This window comes from Cohnella sp. OV330, from assembly GCF_900112065.1.
Taxonomy (GTDB): domain Bacteria; phylum Bacillota; class Bacilli; order Paenibacillales; family Paenibacillaceae; genus Cohnella.
The window spans coordinates 1-15498 of the sequence record NZ_FOKE01000006.1; the positions used below are offsets into that span (position 1 = coordinate 1).

Sequence of the window (15498 nt, forward strand, 5' to 3'; positions counted from 1 at the left end):
AGGCTCGGGGTGTAAGCTCAGTAATGGGTGTAGCTGACGAGTACTAATCGGTCGAGGGCTTATCCTACGGTTTGCTTTTCAAAGCAGACCAACGGCCAAGCCGCACAGGCAAGAGAATTTCTAGCGCAGGTTCGTTTCGCATCCGGTTTTCAGGGCGCAAGCTCTGTAAGCTGCAAAGCTGGTTGGCAAATGCCAAACAGTAGGTCTGGTGGTAATGGCGGAGGGGTCCCACGCGTACCCATCTCGAACACGACCGTTAAGCCCTCCAGCGCCAATGGTACTTGGACCGCAGGGTCCTGGGAGAGTAGGACGTCGCCAGGCTAAGTGCAGTAAAGAGAACCACCTTCTTCGGAAGGTGGTTTTTTTGTTGGTTTTTGCAATTAAGCTGGCATGGAAGTCCGCGGGAAACGAAGATGCGGTTACTAGAACAGGTGGAGAGCAGTGCACCGTTACTCAAGCGCTGCAGGCATCGGACATAGGAGCCGCTGTTTCGCGAAAAAGGGCCCATTTGCGAGAGGCTGCGGACCGAAGAGACGTTATTTGGTGGAGTTAGGGCCTAAACGACCCAAAATCCCGCCAATGCGGATCCTGAGTCCGCGAACGGTCAAAAATTGGCGATCTGAGCAAAAATAACGGAACTGCGGTCCGATTGCTGGATTTATTGAAACGAAAAGACCGCCGGCGCTGTGCGCCGACGGCTTCTTCTAAGTAGAGTGGTTATAACGCGTTCCTGCGGCCGCGGGACAGAAGGACGAGACCGATGATCAGGACGATCAGACCGATGCCGCCGAAGGACCAGACGAATTCGACCGCTGCCTTGGCCAACCAAAGTACGATGGCTACGATAACCGCTAGGATTCCGAGTACGAGTACCATTGTGATGACCTCCATATCGTAAGGGGATATCTTCTATTACCCAAATTCGAGAGTTTGAACAAAATCGCAATAAATTTCGCAAAATTAGCGGGTTGTCTTTAAGCGGCGTGCTGTTAAAATAACGTCGAGCAGCCATTACGAAGGGGAGCGATCCAGTGAAGTTGGAAACGACGAGCAAGCCGGAAATCGTCCGCGTTCGCGGAGATTTGACGAATACGAAGCGCAGGCTGGCGGAAGGCGGGCTTACGGTCGGGTTTATCGGGGGATCGATCACGGACGGACGACCCGGCCACAATTGGCCGGAGCCGGTCGCGCGCTGGCTGGTCGCTCAATATCCAAACGCCAGAATATCCGTGGAGAACGCTGGCATCGGCGCGACCGGGAGCGATTTGGCTGCCTTCCGCGCCAAACGGGATCTGATCGATCGGGGCTGCGATCTCGTTTTCGTGGAGTTCGCGGTGAACGACAATAGCGTAGCGACCGAGAGACGGCAAAAAACGCGGGAAGGCTTGCTCAGACAGCTGCTCGCGAGCGGAACGACTGACGTGGTACTGGTTTATACCTACTGCAGGGAAATGTACGAGCCCATGACGGAAGGGCGAATGCCGCCAAGCATAGCGGAATTCGAGACGCTGGCGGAGCATTATGGGCTTAGCTCCGTATGGATGGGACTGCATGCGTTCAATGAGGTAAAGGCCGGGCTCCTTCGCTGGGAGGAATGGCTTCCCGACAACCTTCATCCAACCGAGCGGGGCAGCTACAGCTATGGCGAGAGCGTCATCGGATATTTGCAATTAGCGATCGCGCACATGCAAGCGGAGACAGCATCCAAAGTCGCCGAGGCTGCCGCTCGTTTGCCGGAACCGCTGGATCCCGGCCATTGGCAGCAGGTTTCCTTCGTGCCGTTCGAGGAGATTCGGACGGAAGGACCGTGGATGATCAAGCGCTGGGTGACGCTGGAATGGATCGACCGCGCGCTGTCGACGTCGGCGATCGGCGCCAAGCTCGCTTTTTCGTTCGAGGGGAGAGGGTTTGCCTTGGCATTCGACTTCGGCAAGCTGTCCGCCGAGTGCCGCTATCGGATCGACGGCGGCGAGTGGCAAGAGACGTCCAGGGTACGCCACGACTGGTGCGGGCCGGCCGGATGGCTCAAGCTAGAGACGCTTGCGGACGATCTGCCGGAAGGCAGGCATGAGGTCGAGCTAGAGGTCATTCACGGCAACAAGCCGGATTGCGGAGGCACGCGCTTCGATCTCGCCTTTATCGGCGTCATTGAATAATTTCACAAAAAGAGGGAGCCCATCGATGGGGCTCCCTTTGTCATTTAGCGCAAGTTCGCGATTGCCACGTCGGGTTCGGCTTCCGCCTCGTAATCGACGGCTCCGGTCTCGAATCCGAACAGCTGGAAAAACTCTTTGCGGTACCCTTCCAGATCGGACAGCTCGTACACGTTGTCCGTCGAGAGCGCCGCCCACAGCTTTTCGACTTCGGCTTGAATCTCGGGGCGCATCTCCCAATCGTCGATGCGAATGCGGCCTTTGTCGTCCACCGCGGTCTCGCTGCCGCCGTACAGCCGCTCGGAGAAGAGTCTGTACATTTGCTCGATGCAGCCTTCATGAAGATCCTTTTCCTTCATAACCTTGTACAGCACGGAAATATAGAGCGGAACGACCGGTATGGCGGAGCTCGATTGCGTGACCAGCGCCTTGTTCACCGATACGAAGGCTCTTCCGCCGGTCGCGGACAGACGGTCGTTCAGACGGAGGCCGGTCTCTTCCAGATGCTCTTTGGCCCGTCCGATCGTACCTTCGCGGTACACGGCATGCGTGATCTCCGGCCCGATATACGTATACGCGACGGTGGTCGCATCCTCGGCAAGAACGCCGGCTTCGCGAAGCGCGTCGATCCACATCTCCCAGTCTTCGCCGCCCATGACGGCGACCGTCTGGCGAACCTCGTCTTCGGTGGCGGGTTCGATCGAGGCGAGCGAGACTTCGCCTGTGTGGAAATTGACCGTCTTGTTCGTGTAGGTGCCGCCCAGCGGCTTGATGACGGAGGAGAACGTCTCGCCCGTCTTCGGATGCGTCCGGCGCGGCGATGCGACGCTGTAGACCACGAGGTCGATTTGGCCGAGCTCTTCGCGGATCGTGGCGATCGTCTTGTCCTTGATCTCGTCGGAGAAGGCGTCGCCGACGATGCTGAACGACTTCAGCCCGGCCTCGGAGGCCGATCGTTCGAAGGCGGCCGAGTTGTACCAGCCGGCCGAAGCCGTGCGGGCGCCTTCTGCGGCTTTGTCGAAGTAGACGCCGATCGTATTCGCGCCGGCGCCGAAAGCGGCGACGATGCGGGAAGCGAGGCCGTAGCCCGTCGATGCGCCGATGACGAGCGCATTGCGCGGGCCTTTGACGGCAGGCTTTCCTTTTACGTATTCCACTTGACGCTGAACCTGGATAGCGCAGCCGTCCGGATGCGCGGTCGTGCAGATGAAGCCGCGAGTTTTCGGTTGGATGATCATGGGTTCGCATTTTCCTTTGCCATATAGAATTTGAGGACTGGTCAAGCTGTTGGTCTAACTTCCCTATTGTACCTAATTCGGGCACGGGAAGGGAAGGCGTGCCGGATGCCGAAACATACGCGATTTTCATATGACAGTTGTCATGCCAGGAAGATTACGGTTGTTAGTGCATGAATATTTTTCCAAACGTTACAATGTCCTTAGCGGTTAGACGAATGGAGGAAGATTGAATGGACCACGTCATCGAACTCGAACGGGTCAGCAAAGTATACAAAGGCAAACGCGCGGTCGACGGTCTGTCGCTTCGCGTGGCCAAGGGCAGCGTGCTCGCCCTGCTCGGGCCGAACGGCGCCGGCAAGACGACGACGGTCTCGATGATCCTCGGCCTGCTGCAGCCTACGGAGGGGAAAGTCCGGCTGCTCGGGGGCGATCCCCGCGAGGCCGGCGTTCGTAAAAGAATCGGCGCGATGCTGCAGGAAGTAAGCGTCATCGACAATCTGAAAGTATCCGAGACGATCGAGCTGTTCCGCAGCTACTACGACAAGCCGCTGCCGCTCGCCGATCTGCTCCGGATCTCCGCGCTTGAATCGGAACGGGGGAAGATGGCCTCGGCGCTCTCCGGCGGGCAGCAGCGCCGTCTCGGCTTCGCTCTCGCGCTTGCCGGCGATCCCGAGGTGCTGTTCCTCGACGAGCCGACCGTCGGCATGGACGTCACTTCGCGCCAGCTGTTCTGGGAAACGGTGCGGAAGATGGCGGATCGCGGCAAAACGATCGTGCTGACGACGCATTACCTGGAGGAAGCGGACAGCATCGCGGACCGGATCGTCGTCGTGAGCGACGGCCGCATCGTCGCCGACGGTTCACCCAGCGAGATCAAAGCCCGCACGACGGGGCGCGTCATCTCGTTCACGGCCGGAGAGAGGACAAGCGACGACGAGCTTCGCGCCATCCCAGGCGTAACGGAGCTCAGCCGAAGCGGCAGGCGCGTGAAGCTCATGAGCGCGGATACGGACCGGCTGATCGCCGAGCTGATCGGCAGGCGCACGGATATGCGCGATATCGAGATCGGCAGCGGAGGACTGGAAGAAGCGTTCCAGGCGCTCGTGAGCAAGGCGGAATAAGACGCACCCCATTTTACATGATCGAAGGAGCTGTTCCTATGAGTCAGACGGCGCGCGCCACTTGGGCGCAATGCAAATCGGAAATGCTGCGCACGGCGAGAAACAAGCGGTTCGTCATTTTTTCGGTCATTATGCCGATCGCCTTTTTCTTTATTTTCACCGGAACGATGAACGCGGACGAGACGATCGACGGCACGGATTGGATCCCGTACTATTTGATGTCCATGACCGCCTACGGCGTCATCGGCGCGAGCCTGACTTCGTTCGCGCCTCGCATCGCCAAAGAGCGGGCGCAGGGATGGATCCGCCTGCTGCGGATTACGCCGCTTCCTTCGGGCTCCTACGTGCTCTCCAAGATCGTGGCCCAGGCGCTTATCAACCTGGTGATCATCGTGCTCGTGTTCGCGGTCGCAGGCCTATCCAAAGGCATCGATCTGCCGGCGGCGGTCTGGGTCGAGAGCGGGCTGTGGATCTGGCTGGGCGGATTCGCCTTCATGGCGCTCGCTACGCTCGTCGGTTCGATGCGCAACGCGGACGCGGTTCAGGTGCTGAGCATGATCCTATACTTGGGCATGTCCGTCATGGGCGGTTTGTGGATGCCGACGAGCACGTTTCCGCAAGTCATGCAAGATATCTCGAAGTGGCTCCCGACCTACCGGGTCGGCCAAGGCGCATGGAATCTCGTAGGAGGCGGGCACCCGGACTGGGCCGGCTTCGGAATATTGGCTGCGTACGCTTTCGTTTTCGTGATAATATCGTCTTATATCATGAAAAAGCAGGAAGCGGTGTAGCATGATGCAAAAAAGCGGGCAGGCGCGAAACGGGCCGCCCCTTTATTTTTCCCTCATATGGCTCGTCTATCTGGCCTTTCCGCTCGAAACGATTCTGAATATGCCGATCGCGCAAATGCTGCCGAGCCTGCTGCTGCTGAGCTTGTTCATCGGTACGTATCTATACAGCTTCAAAGCGCCGCGTTTCCGTTTTACGGCCGCCCTGCTGCTGCTCGCGATGGTCGGCGGCTTCTGCTGGCTATTCGGAGAAAACTTCGTTTTCCTGACCTTTTATCCGTCGCCGATCGTCGGCACGCTGAACGAAAAGTGGAAGCGATTCGCGGGCATGGGCGCCATGCTGGCGCTGCTCGCAGCGGTTGCGGCGTATTTCGGCTTGTACGAGAACGAGACGGATATCTTTCAATATTTGCCCGCGATGCTGATCATGCTGACGGTACCGCTCGGCATGCAGCTGACCAAGCGTTCGAACGAGCTGAAAAATAAGCTGTCCTTGGCCAACGACGAGATCGCACGCCTCTCCAAAAACGAGGAGCGCGAGCGCATCTCGCGGGATCTCCACGATACGCTCGGGCATACGCTGTCCCTCATCACGCTGAAAAGCGAGCTGGCCGAGCGGTTGATCGCCAAAAATCCGGAACGTGCGGCGGCCGAAATCCGGGATGTGCAGAATACGAGCCGAGCTGCACTGAAGCAGCTGCGCGAGCTGGTATCCGGCATGAATGCGGCCACGACGCGGGAGGAGACCGCGCATGCATCGCAACTGCTGCAGGCTGCCGGCATCCGTCTGCAGGCGAGAGGCGAGGCTCATCTTGCAGGGCTGCCTCCGTTGGTCGACAATATTATGGCCATGTGTCTGCGGGAGGCGATTACGAATGCGGTTAAGCACAGCGGAGCCTCCACATGCCGAATCGAATGGACCAAGCATGACGCGGGCATCGCGATGACCGTCAGCGACGACGGCCGCGGCTGTTCGGCTGCTCGCGCCGGCGAGACGAAGGGCGGCTCCGGTCTGCGCGGTATGCGGGAGCGGCTGCGACTGATCGAGGGCGAGCTTGAATGGCGTTCGGAAGCGGGTACGGGAACGCAGCTCGTCATTAAACTGCCGCTGGTGGAAAAAACGGGAGATGAGGAGGCGACGGGCGCGTGAGAGTCATCGTTGCGGAGGATCAAGGCATGCTGCGGGGCGCGCTGAGCGCGCTGCTCGATCTCGAGGACGACATCGAGGTCGTCGGGCAGGCGGCGGACGGCGAGCAGGCGCTTCGGATGATCGAATCGCTCGATCCCGACCTGTGCGTGATGGATATTGAAATGCCGAAGCTTACCGGGCTGGATGTCGCCGAACGGCTAAAGGAAGCGAAGCATGGCTGCAAGGTCGTCATCCTGACGACATTTTCCCGATCGGGCTACTTCCAGCGCGCGATGCGGGCCGGCGTCAAAGGCTTCCTGCTGAAGGATTCGCCGATCGACGAGCTCGGCGCCGCGCTGCGCTCGGTCCATGGCGGGGGGCGCGCGGTCAGTCCCGAGCTGGCCATTCAGCTGTGGGAAGCGGAAAACCCGCTCACCGAAAGAGAGCGGGAGGTGCTGAAGCATGCCGGCGCGGGGCTTGGCGCAGGAGAGATCGCGTCGAGACTGTTCCTGTCGCACGGGACGGTGCGCAATTATCTGTCCGAGGCGATTCAGAAGCTGGACGCCAAAAACCGAGTCGAAGCGACGTTGATCGCGGAGCGCAACGGCTGGCTGGGCTAGCCGGCCGGGACGCATGCGTCGCCGAAAACGCACAAACGGCCTCGAAGGGCGAAAGTCGCCCCTTCAAGGCCGTTTTTCCGTTTGCCGGATCGATTAGAAGAAGCCGACCCGCAGAATGATGACGAGCAATACGAACATAACGAGCGCGAACGCTGCACCGCTGCCTCCGCCTTCAACCGGATATCCCATCGCTATCACCACCGTGTCCGAGGTTAATTGCTCATTGCTCAGACAGTGTATGTGGATCGCGGAGATCGGCTTATGCTATAGCCTAGACGGATCGATTTCACGCTTGCGGCGGCCGTTTCTTTTTCGACGCCCTTACCCGCCGCCAGCCGAAGACGGCAAGCGCGATGCCGGCGACGACGAGGACGGCGCCGACGTAAGGGTTCAGGAAGAGGAGGTCGGCGACGCCGAAAATGACGATTAAAAAGCCGAAAATGACGAATTGAAGCGGGTGGGTCTGCATGCGACGGAACCTCCGAGTATCTGGCGATTAAATGACGATGATACGATCATAGGGCGAACGGGTGCATTTTGCAATTGTGGCGGCCAGCTTTTATGATGAAGAAAAAAGACCGGGTAAGGAGAGTCGACATGTCCACCGTCTCGCGGCTTCGAAGATACGGCTTGTGGTTGGCAGGCTGCGCGGCGATCGTGCTGTTGTATGTATGGTATACGTCGCCCAATGCGGTACCGGACGCATACAAGGGGACGGCCGCCGATCCGTCGCTCTTCTATTCGGCGGATCGGCTCAGCGAGAGCGCGACGCTGAACGCGATCAGGAACGCCATCTTTTTCTTCAGCTGGCCGTGGCAGTGGGCGATCTATTTGTTTCTGCTGACCGGCGGTTGGTCGCGCGCTTGGAAGGAGCGGATTGAACAAAGCAAGCTGCCGGCGATCGTGCGACTGCCTTTTTACGTTCTGCTCGTGTATGCGGCGTCTACCTTGCTTTATTTGCCGCTAAAGATTGCGAGCTATACGGTGTCGCGCAGCTATGGCATCTCGACGCAGACGGCGGGGGGCTGGCTGGAGGACCGGGGGCTCGACTTCGTTATCGGTTATGCCACGCTGGTAGCCGTATACGCCGTAGCCAGATGGATCATGTCCCGGGGCGGGCGATGGTGGCTTCGGCTCTGGCTCATATCGGTGCCGTTTACGCTGTTCATGATGTACGTCCAGCCCGTCGTCATCGATCCGCTCTACGACAAGTTCGAGGAACTGTCCGATCCTGCGCTCGAGTCCGCGATCTTGGACTTGGCGGCCAAGGCCGATATCCCGGCGGATCGGGTGTACGAAGTGCATATGTCCGGCAAGACGAACGCGATCAATGCCTATGTGTCCGGCATCGGGAGCTCGCTCCGCATCGTACTGTGGGACACGGCGCTCGCCAAGCTGGATCGGCCCGAGATTATGCAGATTATGGCGCACGAGATGGGTCACTACGTCAAGCATCACCTGGAATGGAGCGCGGTCGGCGCGATCGGCAGCTCCTTCGCGTTGCTCTGGATCGGCGGCGGAATCTTGCGCATCGTCGTTCGGACGAAAGGCAGGGAGTGGGGCATCCTCCGGGTATCGGACCTGCATGCGCTGCCGCTCGTTCTGCTGCTGTTGTCCGCGTTGAACTTCGTAGCGCTGCCCGTATCGAATGCGGTGTCCAGACAAGCCGAGGCGGCCGCGGACCGGTACGCGCTCGAGATGCTCGGCACGGCCGACGGCGCCGTGACGATGCATCAAAAGCTGGCGGTCGCCGCGCTGAGCGACGTGAATCCGCCGCTGCTCGTCAAATGGCTGCGGTCGACCCATCCGAGCGATATGGCGCGGATCGTGCAGGCCGAACGCTATGCCGCGGCGCACGGAGAGAATGCGCCATGACGGGGGCGAGGGAAACCCAGGCGTTCCCGATTTCGAGCGCTGCGGACGCGAATCCGTTGCTGAGACTGTACTTGCTAAACGGCGTGCGCAGCGCTCCGCACTTTCTCGACCGCCTGAAGGATACGCTGGCGGAGCGCCTGGCTGCACTGGGATTCGAGGTGCGGGGCCGCGTTCTTTTTCCTTACGACGATTGGCACAGGCGTCTGCTGCCGCAAATCCGGGAGGCGCGCTTCGACATCATGCTTCCTTATCGCAGGTATGAGCGCTCCGTCGGCGGACGGCGCGTGTTGGCCGCGCTGGAGCGGGACCGGGCCGAAGAAGCTGCGCCACCTGAACGGCAGGAGGAAGGCCCGGGGCGAACGGATCGCGCGCCGGCGAACGAGACGAAGACAGTGGTTCGTCGAAAGGAGCTCACTGTCTTCGTCGGTCATAGCGCGGGCGGCGTAGCGGCCGTTCACGCGGCCGGACTGCTGCACGCGCGCGAAGAAGGGATGCCGTGCCCGGTCGTCATGATCGGGTCGCCGAAGTGCAAAATCCCCGGGCCGCTGCAAAACGCCGTGCTCTACGTGCAGGCGGAGCGCACGCGGGAAGCGGGAGGCGCAGCGCGAGATGCGGAACGCGGCCCGGAGACGGTGGCAAGGGAGCAGCCGGGCGAGCTGGCTATAGGCAAGTCGGCGGACCCTATCTGCCGGATCGGCTCGTTCGGCGGCTGGGGCAAGGACGCGGACCGGCTGCTGCCGGGATGGCATGGCGATCGTCATGCGCCCGGCGCTCGCGCCGCCGTCCGGATCGCCGGCGGACACGCGGATTATTTTCGCGACCGTCCGCCTTTTATCGCGGGCGACGGCAGGACCAACATGGACGAGACGCTCGCGGCCGTATGGCCTTGGCTGACGGCGCGGCTGGCCGAACGTCTGCGCTAGCCGGCGCAAGCTTCCATGATGAGCGCGTACGAGCGAACCCGGTCGGCGAAATCGTGCGCGTACGAAACGATCATGAGCTCGTCCGCCCCGAACGTCTCGCGCAGTTCGGACAGCCGTCCGCGAACTTGCTCGGGTCCGCCGACGATCATGGCGTGTTCAGAGCCGGGATCGCTCGACCCTGCCGGCCGCGAATCGCCGAGCAGGCGCGCAGCTTCGTCCGGCCCGGGAATGCCGGCGTCGCCGCGGCCCTGGCCGGCTAGCAAGCGCCAAGCCCGCACGCCGAGGGCGATCTCTTCGGCCCGTTGCTGCGTATCGGCGCATACGGCCGACACGGCCAGGACGACGTAGGGACGTTGGCCGCGCGACCGGTCGAAGCCGCCGCGATAGGCTGCGATCGCTTCGCGCGTATTTTCGCGGTTCATAAAATAACCGTAAGCATAGCCCGTGCCGTACGCGGCGGCCAGGTTCGCGCTCTTGACGCTCGTGCCGAGCACCCATGGCGCGGGGCTTTCGCCGGAAGCGCTCGTCAGCGAGCTGGCCGCCCCCGCTTCCGCGGGATCGTTTTCCCCGTGACCCGGTTCCTGCGTTCCGGGTTTTTCGCCGTTCAGGTAGCGGACGAGGGCGGCGAAGTCGTCCGGCATCCGCAGCGCGCGCTCCAAGTAATTGTCGGACAGCGCCATGGAGATCTCGGCAGGACCGCCGGGAGACCGGGCGACGCCGAGGTCGATCCGTCCGGGGAACAAAGAAGCGAGGAGCCGGAACGTCTCCGCGACTTTGTACGGCTTGTAGTAAGGCAGCAGGATCGCGCCGGCGCCGAGCCGAATGCCCGTGGTCATGGCGCCGATCATGCCCAGCATGACTTCGGGCGTCGAGCAAGCGAGCCCTCCGAGTCCGTGATGCTCGGCCAGCCAGTAGCGCGAATAGCCGAGGCGCTCGCCCGCCTGCGCGAGCGCCGCCGCGGACCGCAGCGCGTCGCCGGGGCTTTGGCCGGCGACGACGGGCGCCTGGTCCAATATGCTTAACTTCATGCAGAACCCTCCGATCTATCCTCCTAGTATACCGCAGCGCCTTTAAATAGGCGTTCACATTCCGAATCCCTTCTGATAGCATGGAAGTATTCGTCCGGCGGATGCCGGAACAGCTTGCAACCGGAAAGAAGGAGAACGGATGTCTCGCATGAAAACAGAAGATTCGCGGACGTTGCGGTACGAGCGGCCCGCGCTGGATTGGAACGAAGCGCTTCCGATCGGAAACGGACGCATCGGCGCGATGGTGTTCGGAGATCCGCGGCGCGAGCGGATGATGCTGAACGAAGACACGCTCTGGTCGGGGGAGCCGGCGGATACGAACAATCACGGCGCGCTGCCGCATCTGGCGCGCTGCCGGGAGCTGATCGCCGAAGGGAAGTATTGGGAAGCCCAGCAGCTCGCCGAAGCGAATATGCTCAGCGTCGATACGGAAGCCTATCAGCCGCTGGGCAACCTGGTCGTCGACGTGGAGCCGCTCCGCCCCGAAGCGCCTTCGGGATATGTCCGGCAGCTGGATCTTTCGCGCGCGCTGCACACCGTCTCTTACGTGGAGGACGGCGTCGTCTTTACGCGGGAATCGTTCGTCTCCGCGGCCGAGCAGGTGCTGGCCGTGAGATTGACGGCGAGCAGGGCGGGCGCGCTGAGCTTCACGGCTTCGCTTGAGAGTCCGCATCCTGCGGAGACGTCGGCATTGGACGGGGCCCTGGTCATGAGCGGCCGCGCGCCCGTATCCATCGATCCGGCGGTAATCTATGCGCCGGGACGGGGGACCGCGTTCGCCGCGGCCGTTCGCGCGGTGGATACGGACGGCCGGACCGAGACGCTCGAAGACGGCCGGGTGCGCGTCTTTGGCGCGTCGCGGGCAACGCTGCTGCTGACGGCGGCCACGAGCTTCGCCGGGTACGACAGCGATCCCGCCGCGGGACCGGATCCGGTCCCGCGCTGCATGCAGGATCTCGCGGAAGCCTCGCTGGCGCCGTACGATACGCTGATCGAACGGCATACGGATTCGTACCGCTCCTTCTTTGACCGCACCGACCTTCGGCTTGCTGACGGAGGCGAGGAGGAGCTGGCGGCGCTGCCGACCGACGAGCGGCTGGCGCGCGTAGGACAAGGGGGCGCGGATACGGGGCTGGCTGAGCTGTACTTTCATTACGCCAAGTATTTGCTCATCTCCAGCTCGCGCCCCGGCACGCAGGCAGCCAACCTTCAAGGCATCTGGAATCATCATCTGACGCCGCCGTGGCGCAGCAATTATACGATCAACATCAACACGCAAATGAACTATTGGCCGGCAGAGGCGCTCGATCTCCACGAATTGGCCGAGCCGCTGTACGATTTGATCGGCGAGCTTAGCGTCAAGGGCAAGGAGACGGCGCGAATCCATTACGGCGCCCGGGGCTGGACGTCGCATCACAACACGGACGTCTGGCGCAGGGCGAATCCCGTGACCGGGTCCGCCAGCTGGTCGTTCTGGCCGATGAGCGCGGCCTGGCTGTGCAGGCATCTGTGGGAGCGGTACCTGTACGGCGGCGACCGCGCCGAGCTGGCCGAGCGGTTCTACCCGATCATGAAGGAGGCGGCGCGCTTCGCGCTCGACTGGCTCGTGCCGGACGGCTCCGGACGGCTCGTCACCTCGCCAGCGTCGACGCCCGAAAACCTGTTCCTCGACGAGGAGGGGCGCAAGTGCTCCCTCTCCGCGGGTACGACGATGGACCTATCCATTCTGTCCGAGCTGCTGCGGAGCGTGATCGACGCCAGCGTCGAGCTCGGCCTGGACGAAGCGTGGCGGCCCGAGCTGCAGGACGCGCTGGATCGGATCGAGCCGTTCCGGATCGGCAGCAAGGGCCAGCTGCTCGAATGGTCGGAGGAATTCGAGGAGGAATCGCCCGGTCATCGGCACTTTTCCCATCTGTACGGCATGTACCCCGCCGAGCAGATCGACCTCGTTCGCACGCCGGAGCTAGCCGCGGCGGTACGCCGCAGCCTTGAGCTTCGCCTCGCGGCCGGCAGCGGACATACGGGCTGGAGCTGCGCTTGGCTCGTCAATATGTGGGCGAGGCTGGGCAACGGCGACGAGGCGCACCGCTACGTCGCGCAGCTGCTCGCGAAGTCCACGTATCCGAACCTGCTGGACGCGCATCCGCCTTTTCAGATCGACGGCAATTTCGGCGGCGCGGCAGGCATCGCCGAGATGCTCCTGCAGAGCCATGCGGGCGAGCTTCGGATATTGCCTGCGCTGCCTGCCGCGTGGCCGGACGGCAGCGTGCGCGGACTGCGCGCCCGGGGCGGTTATCGCGTCGATATCGATTGGCGGGGCGGCGATTGGACCGAGGTCCGCATCGCGGCCGAGCGGGACGGATACTGCGCGGTGCGGCTCGCGGGCAGCGAAGCGGCCGCGATCGAAGACGGGGACGGCCGAGCGGTGCCGTTCGGGACGGACGACAGCCGCTTGACGTTCCTCGCGGTCGCAGGTCAAGCGTTCAAGCTGAGCAAGGCCGCCCGCGGCCGGTAAGAGGGACAGGAGGGGATCGAATTGAACCGATTTGATAAAAAGGTGGAGCTTCGGCTCCCGGATTCGTTGAAATGGTCGGGCGCGGATCGCCTGTTCAAAGGCGAGGATCTGCTGCCGTTGTGGGTCGCGGACATGGACTTCGAGGCGCCGGCGCCCGTATTGGAGGCGATCCGCCGCCGGGTAGACGCGGGGCTGTTCACCTATACAGAGCTGCCCTCGTCGCTGTTCGAGGCGGTAGCCGGCTGGCTGGACCGGAGATTTCATTGGAAGGTCGATACGAGAGACCTGCTGTTCGCGCCTGGCGTCGTCACGCTGCTGAAGGCATCCGTTCGCGCCTTCACGCAGCCGGGAGATAGCGTTATCGTTCAGCCGCCGGTATACGGACCTTTCGGCGAGGCGGTGACCGGCCAAGGGCGGGAGCTGGTGCTGAATCCGCTGAAGATCGAACAGGGAAAGTACACGATGGATTTTGAAGACCTGGAGGCCAAGCTGCGGCTCACGGGGGCGAAGCTGCTTCTGCTGTGCAGTCCGCACAATCCGACCGGGCGCGTGTGGGAAGAGGCGGAGCTGAACCGGCTCGCGGCGCTCTGCAGCGCCTACGGCGTGACGGTCGCATCCGACGAGATCCATTCGGACCTGATTCTGACGGGGCGCCATGCGCCGATCGCGTCGCTGCCCGGCATGGCGGAGCGTACCGTTACGTTTATCGCGCCGAGCAAAACGTTCAACCTGGCGGGATTGCACACGTCGTTCGCCGTGGCGACCGACGAGACGTTAAGAAAAGGGCTCGATCAGGCGCTCGGCCACCGGGGTCCGAATCCGTTGTCGATCGCGGGGGCGGAAGCGGCTTACCGGGAAGGAGAAGAATGGCTGGAGGCGTGCCTGACGTACTTGCGCGGCAATGCGTCGTTAGCGGCCGCTTATCTGGCCGAGCGGCTGCCGGAGGCGATCGTCTACGTGCCGGAAGCGACTTATCTGCTGTGGATCGACCTGCGCCCGTTCGGTTTAAGCCAGGCCGAGCTAGGCGAGCTCCTCGTAAAAAAAGCGCGCGTCGCCGTGAGCGGCGGCGGCGCCTTCGTGAGCGAGGGAGAAGGACGCGTCCGCATTAACCTGGCGACCCGTCGCGAGATTTTGGAGGAGGGGCTGAGCCGGATCGCCCAAGCGCTCGGCAGCGTCCGTTCGTCCGGCGGAGCCAAAGCAGGCGAAGGCTAGAGCTCTTCGCCGTTCCAGCTGGCCCTGCGGATCTCCGACGGGGTTCGTCCGGTAATCTGCTTGAGCGTACGCGAAAAATGATGGGGCGTCTTGAACCCGCACTGCCGCGCGATCTCCGCGGCGGGCAGTCCCGTATGCTCGAGCAGCTCCACCGCACGCTCGGACCGGTATCGCCACACGTAATGGATCGGCGTCTCTTGCTCGTACTTGTTGAAAAGCCGCACCAGATGCTCGGGCGTCACGCCGGCCTCCCAAGCCAGATCGCTCAGCTTGATCTCCTTGCCGTAGTGCGAGCGGATCCAGGCCAGCGCTCGTTCCACGGCGGGCGAGGCAGGCGACGCGTCGGTTCCTTCAGCAGCCATGCCGTCCGCGTCGGGCTGAAGCCGGAGCACGGCTGCGCCCAGGCTTCGCATGATCGCGCCGTCGCTTGGCAGCTCGTTTTGCACGGTCAAGATGAGCTCGACGAGCTTGTTCATCTCCGGCGATACGGGCCATACGTCAGGAGGCTCGCCTGCATCTTCGCCGGGGAGCGAGCGCTTGTCGATCTGTACGGCGACCCAGTTGTGCCGCGTTACGTCGTTTCCGGTTATATCAAAGGACTCTACATGTCCCGGTTTCAACAGTATGGCTTGTCCGGCCTTGACCTGCTGGGGCGCGCCGTCGATCGTGACGCGCATCTCGCCCGCGTCCAGCAGCAAAAGCTCAAAATCGCGCTGCCTGCGCGGCCCGAACCGGCCCCCCGACGCATAAGTGGCCGAACCGGCAACCGCCGATTTGACCGCCTCGAAGGGAACTTGCGACCTGCTTGACGCCACTCGCATAACCTCCACTGCTGCGATGCGCAGCCTTCTTCGCTGTTTAGTACATACACGCCTGACGGCCATGTGAATCGCCGT

At 62.3% G+C, this 15498-nt stretch carries 15 protein-coding genes and 1 rRNA gene; 10 read left to right on the forward strand and 6 right to left on the reverse strand.

From position 1 onward, the window contains the following. Positions 1-204: 204 nt before the first annotated feature. A 5S ribosomal RNA gene (rrf, locus tag BM235_RS15180) occupies positions 205-321 on the forward strand. Between the two features lie 396 nt (positions 322-717). On the opposite strand, the gene BM235_RS32060 is transcribed toward rrf, so the two are convergent. Then, positions 718-876 carry a hypothetical protein gene (locus BM235_RS32060; RefSeq protein WP_158543922.1) on the reverse strand — a complete coding sequence of 53 codons (159 nt, stop codon included), beginning with the start codon at positions 874-876 and terminating at the stop codon, positions 718-720. Between the two features lie 155 nt (positions 877-1031). Between BM235_RS32060 and BM235_RS15185 the strand changes: the two genes are divergently transcribed. After that, entirely contained in the window at positions 1032-2156 is a 1125-nt protein-coding gene (locus tag BM235_RS15185) for an SGNH/GDSL hydrolase family protein (protein ID WP_158543924.1), read from the forward strand. Positions 2157-2200: 44 nt separating this feature from the next. On the opposite strand, the gene fabV is transcribed toward BM235_RS15185, so the two are convergent. Further along, positions 2201-3391, reverse strand: coding sequence for an enoyl-ACP reductase FabV (gene fabV / locus BM235_RS15190; RefSeq protein ID WP_090114674.1), 1191 nt, complete (start codon positions 3389-3391; stop codon positions 2201-2203). 230 nt (positions 3392-3621) lie between these two features. On the opposite strand from fabV, the gene BM235_RS15195 reads away from it, so the two are divergent. The 4 genes from BM235_RS15195 to BM235_RS15210 are packed head-to-tail and all read left to right on the forward strand — an operon-like array spanning position 3622 to position 7049. Then, the gene (locus BM235_RS15195; protein ID WP_090114676.1) at positions 3622-4512 is read left to right on the forward strand and encodes an ABC transporter ATP-binding protein; all 891 of its coding nucleotides are present in this window, start codon (positions 3622-3624) and stop codon (positions 4510-4512) included. Positions 4513-4550: 38 nt separating this feature from the next. Beyond that, positions 4551-5303 carry an ABC transporter permease gene (locus tag BM235_RS15200; protein ID WP_090114678.1) on the forward strand — a complete coding sequence of 251 codons (753 nt, stop codon included), beginning with the start codon at positions 4551-4553 and terminating at the stop codon, positions 5301-5303. Position 5304: 1 nt separating this feature from the next. After that, positions 5305-6450 (forward strand): sensor histidine kinase, encoded by a 1146-nt coding sequence (locus tag BM235_RS15205; protein WP_090114680.1) that lies wholly within the window; start codon positions 5305-5307, stop codon positions 6448-6450. Then, on the forward strand, positions 6447-7049 hold the full coding sequence (locus BM235_RS15210; RefSeq protein ID WP_090114683.1) for a response regulator transcription factor: 603 nt from the start codon (positions 6447-6449) through the stop codon (positions 7047-7049). The genes BM235_RS15205 and BM235_RS15210 overlap by 4 nt, the downstream gene beginning before the upstream one ends. Before the next feature lie 93 nt (positions 7050-7142). Here the strand turns inward: BM235_RS15210 and BM235_RS15215 are convergent, their stop codons facing one another. Beyond that, on the reverse strand, positions 7143-7238 hold the full coding sequence (locus BM235_RS15215) for a sporulation protein YjcZ (RefSeq protein ID WP_090114685.1): 96 nt from the start codon (positions 7236-7238) through the stop codon (positions 7143-7145). A gap of 97 nt (positions 7239-7335) precedes the next feature. Continuing rightward, the gene (locus BM235_RS15220) at positions 7336-7518 is read right to left on the reverse strand and encodes a hypothetical protein (protein ID WP_090114687.1); all 183 of its coding nucleotides are present in this window, start codon (positions 7516-7518) and stop codon (positions 7336-7338) included. Positions 7519-7646: 128 nt separating this feature from the next. On the opposite strand from BM235_RS15220, the gene BM235_RS15225 reads away from it, so the two are divergent. Continuing rightward, positions 7647-8924, forward strand: coding sequence for a M48 family metallopeptidase (locus tag BM235_RS15225; RefSeq protein ID WP_090114689.1), 1278 nt, complete (start codon positions 7647-7649; stop codon positions 8922-8924). Then, positions 8921-9847, forward strand: coding sequence for a hypothetical protein (locus tag BM235_RS15230; protein ID WP_090114691.1), 927 nt, complete (start codon positions 8921-8923; stop codon positions 9845-9847). Before BM235_RS15225 ends, BM235_RS15230 begins: the two co-directional genes overlap by 4 nt. Here BM235_RS15230 and BM235_RS15235 read toward each other — a convergent pair. Next, positions 9844-10875, reverse strand: a complete 1032-nt coding sequence (locus BM235_RS15235) for an MsnO8 family LLM class oxidoreductase (RefSeq protein ID WP_090114693.1) — start codon at positions 10873-10875, stop codon at positions 9844-9846. The genes BM235_RS15230 and BM235_RS15235 overlap by 4 nt on opposite strands. Before the next feature lie 148 nt (positions 10876-11023). On the opposite strand from BM235_RS15235, the gene BM235_RS15240 reads away from it, so the two are divergent. Continuing rightward, complete coding sequence (locus BM235_RS15240) at positions 11024-13390, forward strand: glycoside hydrolase family 95 protein (protein WP_199408952.1); 2367 nt, start codon at positions 11024-11026, stop codon at positions 13388-13390. Positions 13391-13411: 21 nt separating this feature from the next. Continuing rightward, complete coding sequence (locus BM235_RS15245; RefSeq protein ID WP_158543927.1) at positions 13412-14602, forward strand: MalY/PatB family protein; 1191 nt, start codon at positions 13412-13414, stop codon at positions 14600-14602. On the opposite strand, the gene BM235_RS15250 is transcribed toward BM235_RS15245, so the two are convergent. Then, positions 14599-15417, reverse strand: a complete 819-nt coding sequence (locus BM235_RS15250) for an AraC family transcriptional regulator (RefSeq protein WP_158543929.1) — start codon at positions 15415-15417, stop codon at positions 14599-14601. The genes BM235_RS15245 and BM235_RS15250 overlap by 4 nt on opposite strands. Between the last annotated feature and the right edge of the window lie 81 nt (positions 15418-15498).

Excerpts from the sequence above, each read along its gene's own strand:
- BM235_RS15225 (WP_090114689.1), top strand. The coding sequence starts at position 7,647 with ATGTCCACCGTCTCGCGGCTTCGAAGATACGGCTTGTGGTTGGCAGGC.
- BM235_RS15195 (WP_090114676.1), top strand. The coding sequence starts at position 3,622 with ATGGACCACGTCATCGAACTCGAACGGGTCAGCAAAGTATACAAAGGC.
- BM235_RS15200 (WP_090114678.1), top strand. The coding sequence starts at position 4,551 with ATGAGTCAGACGGCGCGCGCCACTTGGGCGCAATGCAAATCGGAAATG.
- BM235_RS15205 (WP_090114680.1), top strand. The coding sequence starts at position 5,305 with ATGATGCAAAAAAGCGGGCAGGCGCGAAACGGGCCGCCCCTTTATTTT.
- BM235_RS15215 (WP_090114685.1), bottom strand. The coding sequence starts at position 7,238 with ATGGGATATCCGGTTGAAGGCGGAGGCAGCGGTGCAGCGTTCGCGCTC.
- BM235_RS15220 (WP_090114687.1), bottom strand. The coding sequence starts at position 7,518 with ATGCAGACCCACCCGCTTCAATTCGTCATTTTCGGCTTTTTAATCGTC.
- BM235_RS15235 (WP_090114693.1), bottom strand. The coding sequence starts at position 10,875 with ATGAAGTTAAGCATATTGGACCAGGCGCCCGTCGTCGCCGGCCAAAGC.
- BM235_RS32060 (WP_158543922.1), bottom strand. The coding sequence starts at position 876 with ATGGTACTCGTACTCGGAATCCTAGCGGTTATCGTAGCCATCGTACTT.
- BM235_RS15240 (WP_199408952.1), top strand. The coding sequence starts at position 11,024 with ATGAAAACAGAAGATTCGCGGACGTTGCGGTACGAGCGGCCCGCGCTG.
- BM235_RS15230 (WP_090114691.1), top strand. The coding sequence starts at position 8,921 with ATGACGGGGGCGAGGGAAACCCAGGCGTTCCCGATTTCGAGCGCTGCG.
- fabV (WP_090114674.1), bottom strand. The coding sequence starts at position 3,391 with ATGATCATCCAACCGAAAACTCGCGGCTTCATCTGCACGACCGCGCAT.